This window comes from Streptomyces sp. NPDC043738 (assembly GCF_056436545.1).
In genome coordinates, this window is record NZ_JBWKCJ010000047.1 from 1 (window position 1) to 15424 (window position 15424).

15 protein-coding genes are annotated in these 15424 nt (G+C 73.9%); 7 read left to right on the plus strand and 8 right to left on the minus strand.

The features are described 5' to 3' along the window. Nucleotides 1–491 precede the first annotated feature (491 nt). On the plus strand, nt 492–980 hold the full coding sequence (locus AC0680_RS36095; protein ID WP_478637264.1) for a glutathione peroxidase: 489 nt from the start codon (nt 492–494) through the stop codon (nt 978–980). A 13-nt stretch (nt 981–993) separates the two neighbouring features. On the opposite strand, the gene AC0680_RS36100 is transcribed toward AC0680_RS36095, so the two are convergent. Together AC0680_RS36100 and AC0680_RS36105 are read right to left on the minus strand one after the other, a co-directional pair. Continuing rightward, nucleotides 994–1425 (minus strand): STAS domain-containing protein, encoded by a 432-nt coding sequence (locus AC0680_RS36100; RefSeq protein WP_478637265.1) that lies wholly within the window; start codon nt 1423–1425, stop codon nt 994–996. A 242-nt stretch (nt 1426–1667) separates the two neighbouring features. After that, entirely contained in the window at nt 1668–2441 is a 774-nt protein-coding gene (locus AC0680_RS36105; RefSeq protein ID WP_478637266.1) for a class I SAM-dependent methyltransferase, read from the minus strand. A gap of 95 nt (nt 2442–2536) precedes the next feature. Here AC0680_RS36105 and AC0680_RS36110 point away from each other — a divergent pair, with 95 nt between their 5' ends. From AC0680_RS36110 to lnt, 5 genes are all read left to right on the plus strand, one after another. After that, entirely contained in the window at nt 2537–3052 is a 516-nt protein-coding gene (locus AC0680_RS36110; RefSeq protein WP_478637267.1) for a winged helix-turn-helix transcriptional regulator, read from the plus strand. A 120-nt stretch (nt 3053–3172) separates the two neighbouring features. Continuing rightward, complete coding sequence (locus tag AC0680_RS36115) at nt 3173–4753, plus strand: GAF domain-containing protein (RefSeq protein ID WP_478637268.1); 1581 nt, start codon at nt 3173–3175, stop codon at nt 4751–4753. A 161-nt stretch (nt 4754–4914) separates the two neighbouring features. Beyond that, nucleotides 4915–6873 carry an ABC transporter ATP-binding protein gene (locus AC0680_RS36120; protein WP_478637269.1) on the plus strand — a complete coding sequence of 653 codons (1959 nt, stop codon included), beginning with the start codon at nt 4915–4917 and terminating at the stop codon, nt 6871–6873. Nucleotides 6874–6935: 62 nt separating this feature from the next. Next, nucleotides 6936–7418: a nuclear transport factor 2 family protein gene (locus tag AC0680_RS36125; protein WP_478637270.1), complete on the plus strand. Its 483-nt coding sequence runs from the start codon at nt 6936–6938 to the stop codon at nt 7416–7418. Between the two features lie 122 nt (nt 7419–7540). Beyond that, nucleotides 7541–9073 carry an apolipoprotein N-acyltransferase gene (gene lnt / locus AC0680_RS36130; RefSeq protein ID WP_478637271.1) on the plus strand — a complete coding sequence of 511 codons (1533 nt, stop codon included), beginning with the start codon at nt 7541–7543 and terminating at the stop codon, nt 9071–9073. Here the strand turns inward: lnt and AC0680_RS36135 are convergent. Beyond that, complete coding sequence (locus AC0680_RS36135) at nt 9042–9950, minus strand: Gfo/Idh/MocA family protein (protein WP_478637272.1); 909 nt, start codon at nt 9948–9950, stop codon at nt 9042–9044. The two genes, lnt and AC0680_RS36135, sit on opposite strands and share 32 nt — an antisense overlap. After that, nucleotides 9947–11275 carry an FAD-dependent oxidoreductase gene (locus tag AC0680_RS36140; RefSeq protein WP_478637273.1) on the minus strand — a complete coding sequence of 443 codons (1329 nt, stop codon included), beginning with the start codon at nt 11273–11275 and terminating at the stop codon, nt 9947–9949. The genes AC0680_RS36135 and AC0680_RS36140 overlap by 4 nt, the downstream gene beginning before the upstream one ends. Before the next feature lie 94 nt (nt 11276–11369). On the opposite strand from AC0680_RS36140, the gene AC0680_RS36145 reads away from it, so the two are divergent. Beyond that, entirely contained in the window at nt 11370–11996 is a 627-nt protein-coding gene (locus AC0680_RS36145) for a TetR/AcrR family transcriptional regulator (protein WP_478637274.1), read from the plus strand. A gap of 71 nt (nt 11997–12067) precedes the next feature. Here the strand turns inward: AC0680_RS36145 and AC0680_RS36150 are convergent, their stop codons facing one another. From AC0680_RS36150 to AC0680_RS36165, 4 genes are all read right to left on the minus strand, one after another. Beyond that, on the minus strand, nt 12068–12607 hold the full coding sequence (locus AC0680_RS36150) for a hypothetical protein (RefSeq protein WP_478637303.1): 540 nt from the start codon (nt 12605–12607) through the stop codon (nt 12068–12070). Between the two features lie 153 nt (nt 12608–12760). Further along, nucleotides 12761–13429 (minus strand): uracil-DNA glycosylase, encoded by a 669-nt coding sequence (locus AC0680_RS36155; protein WP_478637304.1) that lies wholly within the window; start codon nt 13427–13429, stop codon nt 12761–12763. Nucleotides 13430–13553: 124 nt separating this feature from the next. Continuing rightward, nucleotides 13554–14519: an aldo/keto reductase gene (locus tag AC0680_RS36160; RefSeq protein ID WP_478637275.1), complete on the minus strand. Its 966-nt coding sequence runs from the start codon at nt 14517–14519 to the stop codon at nt 13554–13556. Between the two features lie 121 nt (nt 14520–14640). Further along, on the minus strand, nt 14641–15411 hold the full coding sequence (locus AC0680_RS36165) for an SDR family oxidoreductase (protein WP_478637276.1): 771 nt from the start codon (nt 15409–15411) through the stop codon (nt 14641–14643). Nucleotides 15412–15424 lie beyond the last annotated feature (13 nt).

A 15424-nucleotide genomic window follows, 5' to 3' on the forward strand; every position in this document is an offset into this window, starting at 1 on the left:
CGGTGCGGGCCGCGGTGGGGGGGCGGGAGCGAGGGGGAGGAGGGGGGGGGGGGGGGGGGGGGGGGGGGGGGGGGGGGGGCCCTTCGCCCCCCCCCCCCCCCCCCCCCCCCCCCCCCGGCGCCGGGAACGTATCTTCTGCTCGTCACCACCGAAGGGGCTTCTGCGGACGGCCCCGGCCGCGTCCCGCAACTCGGTGGCCGATTTCCGGTTGAGTCCGGGCATGGACGCCAACAAGCCCCCCTCGCACCCCTTTCAGCGCATCTCCCTCCCCCACCAGCTGCCGCCGCTGCCACCGCCCGCTCCCCAGGCGCGGCGCCCCACCGAGGAGGGGACGCCGATCTTCGACCAGCTCCTCAAGGAGTGGCGCTCGGGGGCGCTGCGTCCGGTCGTGTCCTGGCCGACCGACGATCCCGGGAAGATCAGGGCGGGCGCGGCTGTTGGGAGGGATGATGGCCGTCCCTATCCGCGGAACCGCGACGAGGAGCATGACCGTGAGCCTGTACGACATCCCGCTGCGCACCCTGACCGGTGAGCCCGCTTCGCTCGCCGACTATCGGGGCAAGGCCCTGCTGGTGGTGAATGTGGCGTCCAAGTGCGGGCTGACCCCGCAGTATTCGGGCCTGGAGCGGCTGCAGCAGCGCTACGGGGACCGTGGCTTCAGCGTGCTGGGCTTCCCCAGCAACCAGTTCGCCGGCCAGGAGCCGGGCACCGCCGAGGAAATCGCCACGTTCTGCTCGGCGACGTACGGCGTCAGCTTCCCGCTGTTCGAGAAGACCGACGTCAACGGCGCGGACCGGCATCCGCTGTACGCGGCGCTGACCGGCACCGAGGACGCCGAGGGGGCGGCGGGCGACGTCCAGTGGAACTTCGAGAAGTTCCTGATCGACGCCGAGGGCGAGGTGGCGGGCCGCTTCCGGCCGCGCACGGAGCCGGAGGCCGAGGAACTCCTCGCCGCCATCGAGGCGGCCCTGCCGGCCTGATCCGGGCGGGCCCTCAGACCACGGCGATGTCGGTGGCCCCGGAGGACGGGGCGACCGGGTCGTGGGCGGGGGCCTCGGCAGCCGCGTCCTGCTGCGCGAGGTCCTCGCCGGACACGCTCTCGAAGTCGCCGGTCAGCCCGGTCATCCGCAGCAGCCGGGCGACGCAGCCGCCCTCGGTGACGCCGGTCAGCCGCAGCCGGCCGCCCCGCTGCCGGGTTCGGTGGCGGGCGCGGCTGAGCAGCGACAGTCCCGCGCAGTCGATGAAGGTCACCGCGCGCAGATCCACCACGAGGTCGACACCCTGGCCGCGGGTGATGCCGTCCAATCGGTCGGACAGCACCGAAACGGCGAGGATGTCCAGGTCACCGCGGAGTTCCAGCACGGTCGTGCCGCCCGCCGCGCGGCGCGGGCCCACAAGTCTCGGATAGTGCGGAGCGTCGTTCATCGGCCCGACCCACTTTCGTGCCGGGGGGCCGCGGGGTGACCACGCGCTCCCGGCAAAGACGTACGGAAGGTGTGGGGGGCGCCCGGCACGACCGGGCGGGTCGGCCCGTTCCCGGGTCGTCGATGGTGCGGTTGCGCAGCGCTGGTGCCGCTGCGTTTCTGCAACTGCGCCCATGGTTGTCTACGGCTTACCCGCCGACCGCCGCCCTCAAGTCCCGGCGTACGCCACATCCGCAGGTTGTCTCAAAGTCGCCCCTTGCGCGCATGGCCGAGATAGGTGACCAACGGCCGGCGCTCCGGCGCGAGCGCGAAGCCGGCCACCGCCTCGATCTCGTCGTCGCCGATCCGCCCGCTGCGGCGCGCCAGGATTCCGCTCAGCAGGCTGCGGACGCTGCGGGGCGCGAAGTCGCAGACGCCGCCGTCGGCCAGTCCGTGGCGGGCCAGCAGCGCGGCGATCTCGGCCGGCGTACGCAGCCGGCGCGCGGCGTACCGGCCGGCCGGCACCACCCGGGTCATCGGCAGCCGCTGGAAGGCCCCGAGGTAGACCAGCCGGGAGACCGGCGTCCGGTTGACCGTGTCGTAGACCAGGACGCCGTCGGGCGCGAGGGCGCCGGCGGCCTGTTCCACCACCCGGTCGGGGTCCTCGGTGATCTCCAGGGTGTCCGCGAGGTAGACCAGGTCGAACGCGGCGGCGGGGACGCCGAGCCGCTCCGCGGGCGCGGTGCGGTACTCGACGGCCGGGCCCTCGCGCGCGGCGGCGGCGCGGGCCAGCGCGGTCGCGGACTCGGAGGGATCGACGGCGGTGACCTGGAAGCCGAGTGCGGCGATCCCGCGTGCCAGCAGCCCGCGCCCGCTGCCGACGACCAGCGCGCGCCCCGAGGGCGCCCGGTCGAGCCGCTCCAGGACGTCGGACGTGTACGCCAGACGTACGCCCTGGAATGCGGCCGCACGGATCTGCCGTCCGTCGACCGCTGCGGGGTCGGCCGAGTCCAGTGCGATCAGCGGGGTCGTGCCCATCGCGTGCTCCCTCGTCGGGGTGGGGGCTCCATCCAGGTTCCCTGAGGGAACCTAACATGCCCGGTTCCCTCAGGGAACGTGGATAGGGTTGAGGGGTGACCCGCACTCCCCTCTCCGATGTGGCCTGTTCGATCGCCCGCGCCACCGATCTGTTCGGCGACGCCTGGACGGCGCTGATCATGCGCGACGTGCTGACCGGGATCGGCCGCTTCGACGACCTCGCCCATGACCTCGGAATCTCCCGCAAGGTCCTGGCCGCCCGGCTGTCGCGGCTGGTCGAGGAGGGCGTCCTTGCCCGCGAGCGCTATCAGCAGCGGCCGCCGCGCGAGGCTTACGTCGCCACGGAGAAGGGCGAGGAGCTCTACCCCGTACTGCTGGCGCTGATGGACTGGGGCGACCGCTGGTACGCGGGCGAGGCCGGCCCGCCGGCCCGCATCCACCACCGGGACTGCGACCGGGACACCACGCCGGTCGCCGCGTGCCGGCACTGCGGTGGCGCGCTCACGCCGGACAACACCACCCAGCTGCCCGGCCCCGGGGGACGGGTCGGTCCGGGCACCCGGGTGATCGGCCCCCTGATCGCCTCCCGCGCGCCGGAGCAGGCGCGGTAGCCACAGTGGGCGCGGCAGCCCTGCGGGCGCGGTGGCCGCAGCGAGCGAGGCGGCACCGGGAACCCATCGGCTCGCATCGTCATCTTCAGGGCAAATAGACTGTCCAAACCGCCCGGAAGAGTGAGGTGTGTCCTGAAGTCGCCCGACCCGGCGGCCGACCGCTCCGCCGATGCCGCAGCCGATCTCGCCGACCGCACCGCGCAGAGCCTGCGCGAGCTGGCCGGCGGGCCGGTCTCCCGGCTTCCGCAGCTCCTGGAGGCGATGGCGGCGATCGGCTCCGACCGTGATCTGCACCGCTCGCTTGCCCGTATCGCCGAGACCGCCGCCGCCCTCACCGGTGCGCGCTATGCCGCCGTCGGCATCCGCAACACGGACGGCGACGGGCCGGCCGAGGACCTCATCACCCACGGTGTCGCTCCCTGCCCGCGGGGCCCGGGCCGGCCGCCCGGACACGACGCCCTGGAGGTGCCCATCACCTTCCACGGCGAGACGTTCGGCGCCCTGTACGTCGCGGACCGGCGCGACGGCGACGGGCCCGGCGGGGAGGGCGCCGAGGAGTCCGCCGCGCCCGGCGGCCCGGGTTTCCGGGACGAGGACCTCCACCTGGTGCGGGTGCTGGCCACCGAGGCCGGTATCGCGATGGGCAACGCCCGGATGCACGCCGCCGCCCGGCAGCGCACCCGCTGGATCGACGGCGCCGCCTCGGTCACCACGGCCCTGCTGGCCGGCCCCGAGACCCGCTCGACGACCGGGAACGCCCTCACCGTCGTCGCGGAGAAGGGCCGCGAGCTCGCCGAGGCGGCCACCGGAGCGGTGCTGCTGCCGCACGCCGAGGGCGGTATGGAGGTCGTGGCGATCTCCACCGAGCTGCCCGACACCGTACGGACCGAGGCCTACCGCGGCCGGATCCCGCCGGAGAGCCCGGTCGTGCACCGGATAGACGCCGGGCTCGCGGTCTTCGCCGACGACTTCGCCACCGACCCCCGTTCGATCTCCCCGCTGTCGCGCCACTACGGCCCGACGATGCTGCTGCCGCTGCGCAGCAACGGGCGGGTACTGGGCGCCCTGGCGCTGTGCCGGGTGCCCGGCGACCGGCCCTTCAGCCAGACCGAGCGCACTCTGGGCACCCAGTTCGCCGCCCAGGCCGCGCTGGCGCTGGTCCTCGCCGACCGGCACCGCGACCGCGAACGCCTCGCCGTCTACGAGGACCGCGACCGCATCGCCCGCGACCTCCACGACCTGGTCATCCAGCGGCTGTTCGCCACCGGGATGCTGCTGGAGAGCGCCCAGCGCAAGGCCGTGGTGCCGGAGGTGCGCGAGGGGGTCGGCCAGGCGGTCGACGAGCTGGACGCGACGATCCAGGAGATCCGGACGGCGATCATCGCCCTGCAGCAGGGCCCTTCCCAGGCACCGCCCGGACTGCGCACGCGCATCCTGCGGGAGGCCGGCGCGGCGGCCGAAGCGCTCGGCAGCCGCCCGTCCGTGCAGTTCACCGGCCCGGTCGATGCCCGGGTCGACGACGCATCCGGCCGCGAACTGCTGACGGCGCTGCGCGCCACGCTGACGGCGGCCCGGCCGACGCGTCTGGAGATCGTCGTGGACGCCACCGCCGCGCTGCCCGACGGGCGCCCCGCCGTACGCCTGACGGTGACCGCCCCCGACAGCGCCGCTGCGCCCACGGTCTGGGAACGCGCCCTGTGAGCCACACCGCCGGTCCGGGGATTTCCGGGCTCCGCCGAGGCCCCGAAGGGTGATCCGCGGGGAATCACTTGACCTCAATTTTGGTTGAGGTTCTAGGTTTCTTTATGTCGCCGGTCACGCACGGCGATCCCGTGACGACCCCGGCACACTGGAGGCCACCCATGGACATGGAAGTCACCGCCTGGCATTCGCTGCACAGCACGATGACCGCGCAGCAGGGCCGGCGCCGGTTCTCGCGCGGGACGCTGCGCCGGATCACGGCGTTCGCGCGGCCGCACCGACGGCATCTGCTGTGGTTCCTCGTACTGAGCACGGTGACCGCGATGCTCGCGGTGGCCACCCCGCTGCTCGCGGGCCGGGTGGTGGACGCGATCGTGGGCGGCGACTCCTCCGCCCTGGTCGTCGGAGTGTCCGGGCTGATCGCCGTCATCGCCGTCGCGGAGGCGGGCCTGGGGCTGCTGACCCGCTGGCTGTCGGCGAGCATCGGCGAGGGGCTGATCCTGGATCTGCGGACGACGGTGTACGACCACGTCCAGCGGATGCCCATCGCCTTCTTCACCCGCACCCGGACAGGTGCGCTGGTCAGCCGGCTGAACAACGATGTGATCGGGGCCCAGCGGGCCTTCAGCGACACCCTGTCGGGGGTCGTCAGCAACATCGTGACGCTGCTGCTCACCCTCGCCGTGATGCTCACCCTGTCCTGGCAGATCACCCTGATCGCGCTGGTGCTGCTGCCGGTGTTCGTCCTGCCCGCCCGGCGGGTCGGCCGGCGGCTGGCGGATCTGCGCCGCGAGGGCGCCGACCACAACGCGGCGATGGGGACGCAGATGACCGAGCGGTTCTCCGCACCGGGCGCCACGCTCGTCAAGCTGATGGGCCGCCCGTCCCGGGAGTCCGCGGAGTTCGCCACCCGGGCCCGCCGGGTGCGGGACATCGGCGTCCGGTCGGCCATGGTCCAGACGTACTTCGTCACCGCGCTCACCCTGGTCTCCGCCCTGGCGCTGGCCGTCGTCTACGGCCTGGGAGGGTTCCTCGCGCTGCGCGGTCAGCTGGAGGCGGGCGCGATCGTCTCCCTCGCCCTGCTGCTCACGCGGCTCTACGCCCCGCTGACCGCCCTCTCCGGGGCCCACATCGAGGTGATGAGCGCGCTGGTCAGCTTCGAGCGGGTCTTCGAGGTGCTCGACCTCAAGCCGCTGATCACCGAGAAGCCGGACGCCCGCCCGGTGCCGGAGGGCCCGGTCTCGGTGGAGTTCGACTCCGTGCGCTTCGGCTACCCGTCCGCCGACAAGGTCTCGCTGGCCTCCCTGGAGGAGGTCGCCACCCTCGACACCCGCGGCGGCGAAGAGGTCCTGCACGACGTCTCCTTCCGCGCCGAACCCGGCCAGATGGTCGCCCTGGTCGGCTCCTCGGGCGCCGGGAAGTCCACCGTGGCCCAGCTGCTGCCGCGGCTGTACGACACCGACGCCGGCGCGGTGCGGCTGTCCGGAGTGGACGTCCGCGAGCTGACCGCCGCCTCGCTGCGCGACACCCTCGGCATGGTCACCCAGGACGGGCACCTCTTCCATGACTCCATCCGCGAGAACCTGCTGCTGGCCAGGCCCGAGGCGACCGAGGACGAGCTGTGGGACGCGCTGCGCCGGGCCCGTCTGAAGGAGCTGATCGCCGGGCTCCCCGACGGTCTGGACACCGTCGTCGGCGAGCGCGGCTACCGTCTCTCCGGCGGCGAGCGGCAGCGGCTGACCATCGCCCGGCTGCTGCTCGCCCACCCCCGGGTGGTGATCCTGGACGAGGCCACCGCCCACCTGGACAACACCTCCGAGGCGGCGGTGCAAGAGGCCCTCACCGAGGCACTGGAAGGCCGTACGGCACTGGTCATCGCGCACCGGCTGTCGACCGTACGGGCCGCCGACCTGATCCTGGTCGTCGAGGGCGGGCGGATCGTCGAACGTGGTACGCACGAGACGCTGCTGGCGGCGGACGGGCGGTACGCGGAGCTGTACCGGACGCAGTTCGCCGACTCCGGCGCCGAGCGGGAGGCCGGGGCGCGGACCGCGCGGGACGCGGCCGCGGACACGGATCCCGGGCGGGATCCCTTCACCGAAGCGGCGCTGGTGAACTGACCCCCCTACCGGAAGGCCCCCACCTCTTGGCGGGGGCCTTCGGCATGCCGAAAACTGAGGAGATGACGCAGCGCGCGGAACACTCCACGGTCATGGACCGCCTCGCCATCGACGAGCTGGTCACGGGCTATGCGATCGCCGTGGACGACGGTGACTGGCCGGGCTATCTGGCCCTCTTCACGCCGGACGGCCGGGCCGACTACCGCTCCGCGGGCGGCATCGAGGGCGGCATCGAGCAGGTCGCGGCCTGGCTCGCCGAGACGCTTCAGCACTTCGCCATACGGCAGCACCTGATCGTCAACCGCCGTATCACCCTGGCGAGAACGGACGGCGCGCCGGGCGACACCGCGACCGTCCGGGCCGACTACCTCAATCCGATGCGGCTCGCCGGACCCGCGACGGACACCGGGGGCGGCGCCACCGCCCCCAATTACACCTGCGCCGGCCGCTACGACTTCACCGTGCGCCGCACCGCGGAAGGCTGGCGGCTGAGCGGGGTCGTGGTGCAGGAGAAGTGGCGGGAGGTACACATCCAGGACGGCTGACGCCCGGCTGCCGGACCCTTAGCGGTCCGAATCGGCCGTCCTGGCCACGCCCCCTTTCCTTGATCGGCCCGCCCGCGCACACTGGCCGTCCGACCGGCGGAAACCCGCACGAGGGAGGCCGTATGGACAGATCGCCCGGCCGTCGGGCGTGGTGGCTGCGCTCCCCTTGGGGGCGCGCGGCGGCCGCGGCGCTCGCCGGGGCGCTGCCGGCCCTCGCCTTTCCCGCGCCGTCCTGGTGGTGGCTGGCGTACGCCGCGCTGGTGCCCTGGCTGCTGCTGGTGCGTTCCGCGCCGACGTACGGCCGGGCCGCGCTGGACGGCTGGCTGGGCGGCGCCGGCTTCATACTGGCCGTGCACCACTGGCTGCTGCCGAGCCTGCACGTCTTCATACTCGTGCTCGCCCTGCTGCTGGGTGCGCTGTGGGCGCCCTGGGGACTCCTGGTGCGGGCGCTGCTGGGCGGCGCGCCGGGCGCCGGCCGGGGCGCCGCCGCGCTGGTGCTGGTGCCCTCGGGCTGGCTGATGGTCGAACTGGTCCGCTCCTGGGAGTACTTGGGCGGCCCCTGGGGTCTGCTGGGTGCTAGCCAGTGGCAGCTGCCGCCCGCGCTGCGGCTGGCGTCGGTCGGCGGGGTGTGGCTGGTCAGCCTGCTGATCGTGGCGGTGAACACCGCGCTGGCCGAGCTGCTCGCCCACCCGGCGGTACGGCTGCCCGCCGTCGCCGGCCTGCTGGTGTGCGCCCTGGGCGCCACGGCTGCCTGGTACTGGGCGCCGCTCCCCCGCCCCGCGGGCACGGTGCGGATCGCGGTCGTCCAGCCGGGCCTGACCGGCACCCCCACCGAACGGCTGGCGCGCAGCGAAGCGCTCACCCGCTCGCTGGCGGGCCGCGGGGTCCGGCTCGTCGTCTGGGGCGAGAGCAGCCTGTACCGGGACCCGGTGGACCGCCCCGATCTCGCGGCCCGGCTCGCCGCGCTGTCCCGGCGGACGGGCGCCGAGTTGCTGATCAACGCCGACGCCCCGCGCAACGGCGGGCCGGGGATCTACAAGAGCGCGGTGCTCATCGGCCCGGACGGGCCGACCGGTGACCGCTACGCCAAGATGCGGCTGGTGCCCTTCGGTGAGTACATACCGCTGCGGTCGGTGCTGGGCTGGGCGACGAAGGTCGGCAAGGCGGCCACGACCGACCGGATACGCGGCGCCCACCAGGTGGTGATGCCGGTCGCCGCCGCGCACGGGCTGCGGATCGGGCCGCTGGTCTGCTTCGAGACCGCCTTCCCGGACATGAGCCGTCATCTGGCGCGCGACGGTGCGCAGGTACTGGTCGCCCAGTCCTCGACGTCGACGTTCCAGGACAGCTGGGCGCCCCTGCAGCACGCCTCGCTCGGTGCGCTGCGCGCGGCCGAGACCTGGCGGCCGATGGTGCATGCCACCCTCACCGGCGTCAGCGCGGTGTACGGCCCCCGGGGCGAGCGGATCGGCGAACAGCTCGGCACCGACCGCAGTGCGGCGGCGGTCTACGACCTGCCGCTGGCCGAGGGCACCAGCCCGTATGTCCGGTACGGCGACTGGGCCGTGTACACGGCGGTGGGCGCGCTGGTGCTGGCCGGCGCGTACGCGGGTGTCCGCGCGCTCAGCGGACGGCCTGCGCCAGCGCGTCGGTGACCACCCGTTCGCACAGCTCGTGGGTGCGCAGCGCGTCCTGCGCGGACGGCGTCCGGCCGGCTCGTACGTCGTCCAGGAACGCCTGGACGATCTGCTCGATGCCGCGCTGGCGGGCGACCGGCACCCAGTCGCCGCGCCGCCGGACGCTCGGCTGGCCCTTGTGGTCGATGACCTCGGCGAGATTGACGACCTGGCGCTTGGTGTCGTGGCCGGACACGTCGAGGACCTCCTCCGCGGAGCCGCTGAGGCGGTTCATGGTGCCGATGGCGGTGAAGCCGTCGCCCGAGAGCTGCAGCACCACGTGGTGCATCAGCCCGTCCCGGATCCTGGCCCGCACGTCGATGTGGTCGATCTCGCCGGGCACGAGGAACCGCAGGGTGTCGACGACGTGGATGAAGTCGTCCAGGACCAGCGTGCGCGGGTCCTCCGGCAGCCCGACGCGGTTCTTCTGCATCAGGATGAGGTCGCGGGCGTGCTCGCGGCACTGGGCGTAGGCGGGCGCGAAGCGGCGGTTGAAGCCGACGGTGAGGCCCACCGCGCGGTCCTCGGCGAGCGCGACGATCCGCTGGGACTCGGCCAGTTCGTAGGAGATCGGCTTGTCGACGTAGGTCGGGACGCCCGCTTCGATCAGCCGGGTCACGATCTGCGGGTGCGCGGTGGTCGCCGCGTGCACGAAGGCCGCGTCCAGGCCCGTGGCGAGCAGCGAGTCCAGGTCGGTGTGGAGCTGTTCACCGCTCAGGCGGTGGGCGGCGCCGACCCGTTCGAGAGTGTCCGGGTTACGGGTGCACAGATGTATCTCAAGGCCCGGTTGTACGCCCAGTACAGGCAGGTACGCCTTCTGGGCGATGTCGCCGAGTCCGATGCAGCCGATCTTCACTCGTGCTCCTTGGGTAGCTCCGCGGTCCTGGTGCCCCGCGCCTCGGCAGCATACGTGGCGGCCGGCGGCGACCAGTCGGCGATGCCGTCCAGGGCCCGCAGCGTGAGATCCGGCGCGGTGCGGGTCCCCCCTGGACGCAGTCGTCGGAGCCCTTGGGGGAGGGCGGTGGCGGCCAGCAGCGCGGCGCGCAGCGCACAGGCGGGCCGGGAGCGCCAGGTGGTGAGGCGCCCGATGCGCTCGGCCCGGCGCACCACCTCCATGGTGCGCGGCAGCCGCTGCCGGGTGTAGGCGGCGAGAGCGGCGGCGAGATCGCCGTCCGGTTCGGCCCGGTCCGCCAGCACGACGGCGTCCTCGATGGCCTGGCAGCCGCCCTGGCCGAGGTTAGGGGGCATGGGGTGGACGGCGTCGCCGAGCAGGGCGACCCGGCCCCGGTGGAAGGCGGGCGGCGGCGCCGCCGTGGTGTGGACGTCGTTGCGGAGCACGGCGGAGGGGTCGGCGGCGGCGAGCACGGCGGGGACGGGGTGGTGCCAGTCGCCGAAGCGGCGCAGCAGTTCGGCCCGCTCGTCGTCGGCGGCCCGGCCACCCGGTGGGACGGCCGCGGTGGCGTACGCGTAGATGCGCCCGTCGGGCAGCGGCATGGTGCCCCACAGGCCACCGGGACCCCAGGTTTCGTGCGCGGTCCAGGGGCGGTCGAGGGCGGGGACGACCATCCGCCAGGCGGTGAAGCCGGCGTAGCGGGGTGCGGGATGGCCGGGAAAGAGCGTGCGGCGGACGGCGGAGTGGATGCCGTCGGCGGCGACGACGAGCTCCGCGGTCAGCTCCTGTCCCTCACCTCCTGCGATGCGTACGCGTGCCGGGCGGGCGGGAGATGCCGGGTCGCCCGGGTCCACCAGCGCGGCGGGGGAAGCGGTGCGCACCGCGCCGTCGGGCAGCCTGGCGGCGAGCAGAGCGATCAGGTCGGCGCGGTGCGCGATCAGCACCGGCCCGCCGAACCGCCGGACGGCGGCAGCGTCGTCCGTACGGGCCAGTCGCCGGCCGCTGGGGAGGCGGAACTCACCGGAGGCCTGGCGGGCGGCCGTCGCACGGACCGCGTCGCCCACGGCGAGGGTGTCCAGGGCGCGCTGGGCGTTCGGCGCGAGGCCGATGCCCGCGCCGTCGCGCCGCGCGCCGCCCGCGCCCGCGCCCGCCGCCTGGTGACCGGACCCCGGGCCCGGCGCGGCGGCGCGCTCCAGGACGGTGACCGACCAGCCGCGGCGATCCAGTGCCAACGCGGCGGTGAGCCCGCCGATGCCGCCGCCGATCACGATCGCGGTGGGTTGCCGCATGCCGCCTCCTCGGCCCAAAGTGCGCGACTACAGGTGTAGTGGCCGCCTCGAACAGTAGACTACACCCGTAGTCGGACCGCTAGGCTGGTCTGCCATGAACGCCCGCAGCTCCCCCGCCCCGGCCCCCCTCTCCGCCTCCCGCCTTGAGCTGATCGCCGATGCGGCGCTCGCTCTGCTCGCCGAACGCGGAATGCGCGGGCTGACCCACCGGGCCGTGGACGAGGCGGCCGGGCTGCCGCAGGGCTCGACGTCGAATCTCGCGCGCACCCGGGCGGCCCTGCTGGAGGCGGCGGTACGCCGGCTGGCCGAGCGGGAGGCGGCGGTGCTGGCACCCGACGAGGTACCGAAGGCCCCGGAGGGGGCCGGCGACGGCACAGCGGCGGGTGCGGTCGCCGACGCGCTGTCCCTGGCGCTGCACCGCTACCTCTCCCGGCACCGGCAGCTGCTCATCGCCCGTTACGAACTGGCCCTGGAGGCCACCCGCAGGCCCGAACTGCGGGAGATCTACGACCGGGCGGGCCGGGCCTTCCGTGAGCCGATGGTGGCGATGCTGGCGGCGGCCGGCTCGGGCGAACCGGAACGGCACACGCTCAGCATGGTCGCCTGGTGCGACGGTGTGCTCTTCTCCTGCACGGCGGGGCAGTACCACGCCGCCCTCCCCACCCGCGCCGCGCTGCGCGCCTCGTGCGCGGAGCTCCTCGACGGGATGCTGCGGGGCTGAGGGCTGTCCGATGGTCGGGGCCGGGCCCGCGGGGATCGGACGCGGTCCCGCGGAGACCGCCGGGACGGCCCCTACGCCGTTCGCCCGGCCGCGCGGTCGATCCGCAGCTCCAGACGCTCGATCGCGTCCCTGAGCCCCTGGCGGTACTCGCCGTCGGCGAGGGCGTTGACCGACGCCCGGGCGCGCAGCAACTGGGCGCGGGCGTCGGCCGTCCGGTCCAGTGCGGCGTAGTCGGCCGCGATGTTGAGATGCAGCGAGGGGAAGAACGCGCGCAGCGCGACGAGGGGGTGACGCGGGCCCGGCCCGTCGGCGACGCTCGACTCCCCGGGAGCGGATCCGCCGCGGTCGGGCCGCTCGGTGACGAAGCCCTCGGCCGCCTCCAGGGCTCTCAGGTCCCAGTCGAGCTCGTCCCTGGGGTCGTCCTGGGTGTCGGCCATGTAGTGGGCGAGGGTGCAGCGGTGGAAGGCGTCTCCGTGCGGGCCGATCTCGTGCCACAGCGCCGAGAGGCGGTTGCGGGCCTCTTCCCGGTCACCCGCGCGATGCAGCATGATCGCCTGGCCGATCCGGGTCAGCACGCCGTCCTCGGACGTCGCCTCCCGCCGCTTGTCCATCACCGCGCACTCCCGGGGTTCGCTCACCACCGTCACTGCTGTTGCCTCGACGCTAACCGCCGCTGGAAACCTTCGCGCGGTGTGCGCGACGCACCGGGTGGCCGGGCCCGCCCGGCGGATCGCGCGGACGGGCACTGCGCGGGCCGCCAGGACTCAGCCCAGGTCAGGGATCCGCCAGTCGATCGGGGTGTGCCCCTGTGCGGCGATCGCGTCGTTGATCTGGGTGAAGGGGCGGGAGCCGAAGAACTTCTTCGCCGACAGCGGGGAGGGGTGCGCGCCCTGCACCACGGCATGCCGCTCCTCGTCGATCAGCGGCAGCTTCTTCTTGGCGTAGTTCCCCCAGAGCACGAAGACCGCCGGGTCGGGCCGGGAGGCCACCGCGCGGATCACCGCGTCGGTGACCTTCTCCCATCCCTTGCCCTTGTGGGAATTGGCCTCGGCCTCGCGGACCGTCAGGACGGCGTTCAGCAGCAGCACGCCCTGCTGGGCCCAGGGCATCAGATAGCCGTTGTCGGGGACGGGGTGGCCCAGCTCCTCCTTCATCTCCTTGTAGATGTTCCGCAGCGACGGCGGCGTCCTCACACCGGGCTGCACGGAGAAGCACAGGCCGTGCCCCTGTCCGGCGCCGTGGTAGGGGTCCTGCCCGAGGATGAGCACCTTCACCTGGTCGTAGGGCGTCGCCTCCAGCGCCGCGAAGACCTGCTCGCGGGGCGGGTAGACCGGGCCGTTGGCCCGCTCCTGCTCGACGAAGTCGGTGAGCTCCTTGAAATAGGGCTTCTCCAACTCCTCGCCGAGTACCCCGCGCCAGGACTCGGGCAGCATGTCGGTCACCACGTCAACAACCTCCGGTGTGCGTTGCGTTCTCCGTCACAGAACCTACCGGCGACCACTGACAACGCCGTCCGCGGGCCGATGCGCCGGGACCGCCACCGGCGGCCGGCCCGCGTCAGGCGGTGTCGAGGCGGGCCCGCTGGACGGGGTCCAGGCGCAGGTCGAGCGCCGCCAGTCCCTCGTCCAGCTGCGCCACCGAGCTCACGCCCAGTACGGGCACGACGGGCAGCTCGCCGCCCATCAGCCAGGCCAGCACCACCTGGTTCACGGTGGCCCCGCACTCCGCCGCGACCTCCGCCAGTACCCGCAGCCGGGCCACCGAACCGGGGTGGTCGTAGGCCTCCGGCAGCGGACGGTCGGCACGCGCATACGCCCCTCCCATCAGCGTCCCATACCCGACCGGCGTCAGATCGGGGTGCGCCGCCGCGTAGTCGAGCAGCTCCTCGTCGGTCTCCACATGGTGGCCGCAGGGCAGGCCCCGGCGCGGCCGCAGATAGGTGTGCCGCCGCTGGACGGCCCTGAAGCCGGGCAGCTCGCGCCCGGCGGCGGTGTGCCGGGCCTCGGCCAGCCGCCAGGTCCGGTGGGCGCCGGCGCCGAGTGTGCCCACCCTGCCGTCCTGGACGAGGCCGGCCAGCGCCTCGACGGTCTCCTCCAGAGGCACCGAGCGGTCCTCGAGGTGCGCGTAGTACAGGTCCACCCGGTCGGTGCCCAGCCGGCGCAGGCTGCCCTCGATGCCGGCGCGTACGGCCGCCGCGGACAGGCCCTCCGCGTTGGCGGGCCACCGGGCGCCGCGGGCCGGATCGGGCCGGGCGCCGACCTTGGTGGCCAGCACCGTGCGGCCGGCCGCGCCACGGCTGCGCAGCCAGCGGCCGAGCAGCAGCTCGCTCTCGTCGCCGGTGGCGCCCGGCACCCAGCAGGCGTAGTGGTTCGCGGTGTCGACGAAGGTGCCGCCGGCCGCCGCGAAGCGGTCCAGGATCGCGAACGAGGTCGGTTCGTCGACGGTGGTGCCGAACGGCAGCGTCCCCAGGCAGACGGCGCTGATCCGGGGCCCTTGATCGCCGCCGAGCGTGCGGTAGTGCATGGCATGCCTCCCTGGCAGGTCCGCCGACGCGGGTGGTGCCGGCCCCTGAGGGACCGGCACCACGGACTCTGCCTCTTGGAGCGCACACCAAGGCAAGGCCGCCTCGCGGCCCGCCCGGCGGTCAGACCCCGGCGTTGAGGAACAGACCGCCGTCGACGACCAGCGTCTGACCGGTGATCCAGCCCGAGGCGCCGGACAGCAGGAAGGCCGCGGCCCCGCCGATGTCCTCCGGGACGCCCAGCCGCGCCATCGGGTAGCCGGCCGCCGCCTCCTCCTCGCGGTCCTCGTAGAGCGCCGCCGCGAACTTGGTCTTGATCACTGCCGGCGCGATGGAGTTGACCCGCACCACGGGCGCGAACTCGTGGGCGAGCTGCACCGTGAGGTTCACCATCGCGGCCTTGCTGATGCCGTACGCGCCGATGAACGGCGAGGCGTTCAGCCCGGCGATCGAGGCGATGTTGACGATCGCCCCGCCGTTGTCCTTCTGCCAGGCGTGCCAGGTGCGCTGGGCGAAGCCGAGCGCGGAGATGACATTGGTCTCGAAGACCTTGCGCGCGACATTGAGGTCGAGGTCGGCGATCGGGCCGAACACCGGGTTCGTGCCCGCGTTGTTGACGAGGTAGTCGACCCGGCCGAAGGCCTCCATCGCGCGCTCCACGGCGACGGCCTGGTGCGCCTCGTCGTGCGCCTTGCCGGCGACGCCGATCACCCGGTCCGCGCCGAGCTTCTCGGCGGCTTCCTTGAGGGCGTCCTCGTTGCGGCCGGTGATGACGACCCGGTCACCGCGGGCCACCAGGGCCTCGGCGATGCCGTAGCCGATGCCGCGGCTGGCGCCGGTGACCAGTGCCACCTTGCCGGAGGGCTCGGGGAGCCCGCTGTCCTGCTCGGTCATGTCCTGTGCTCCT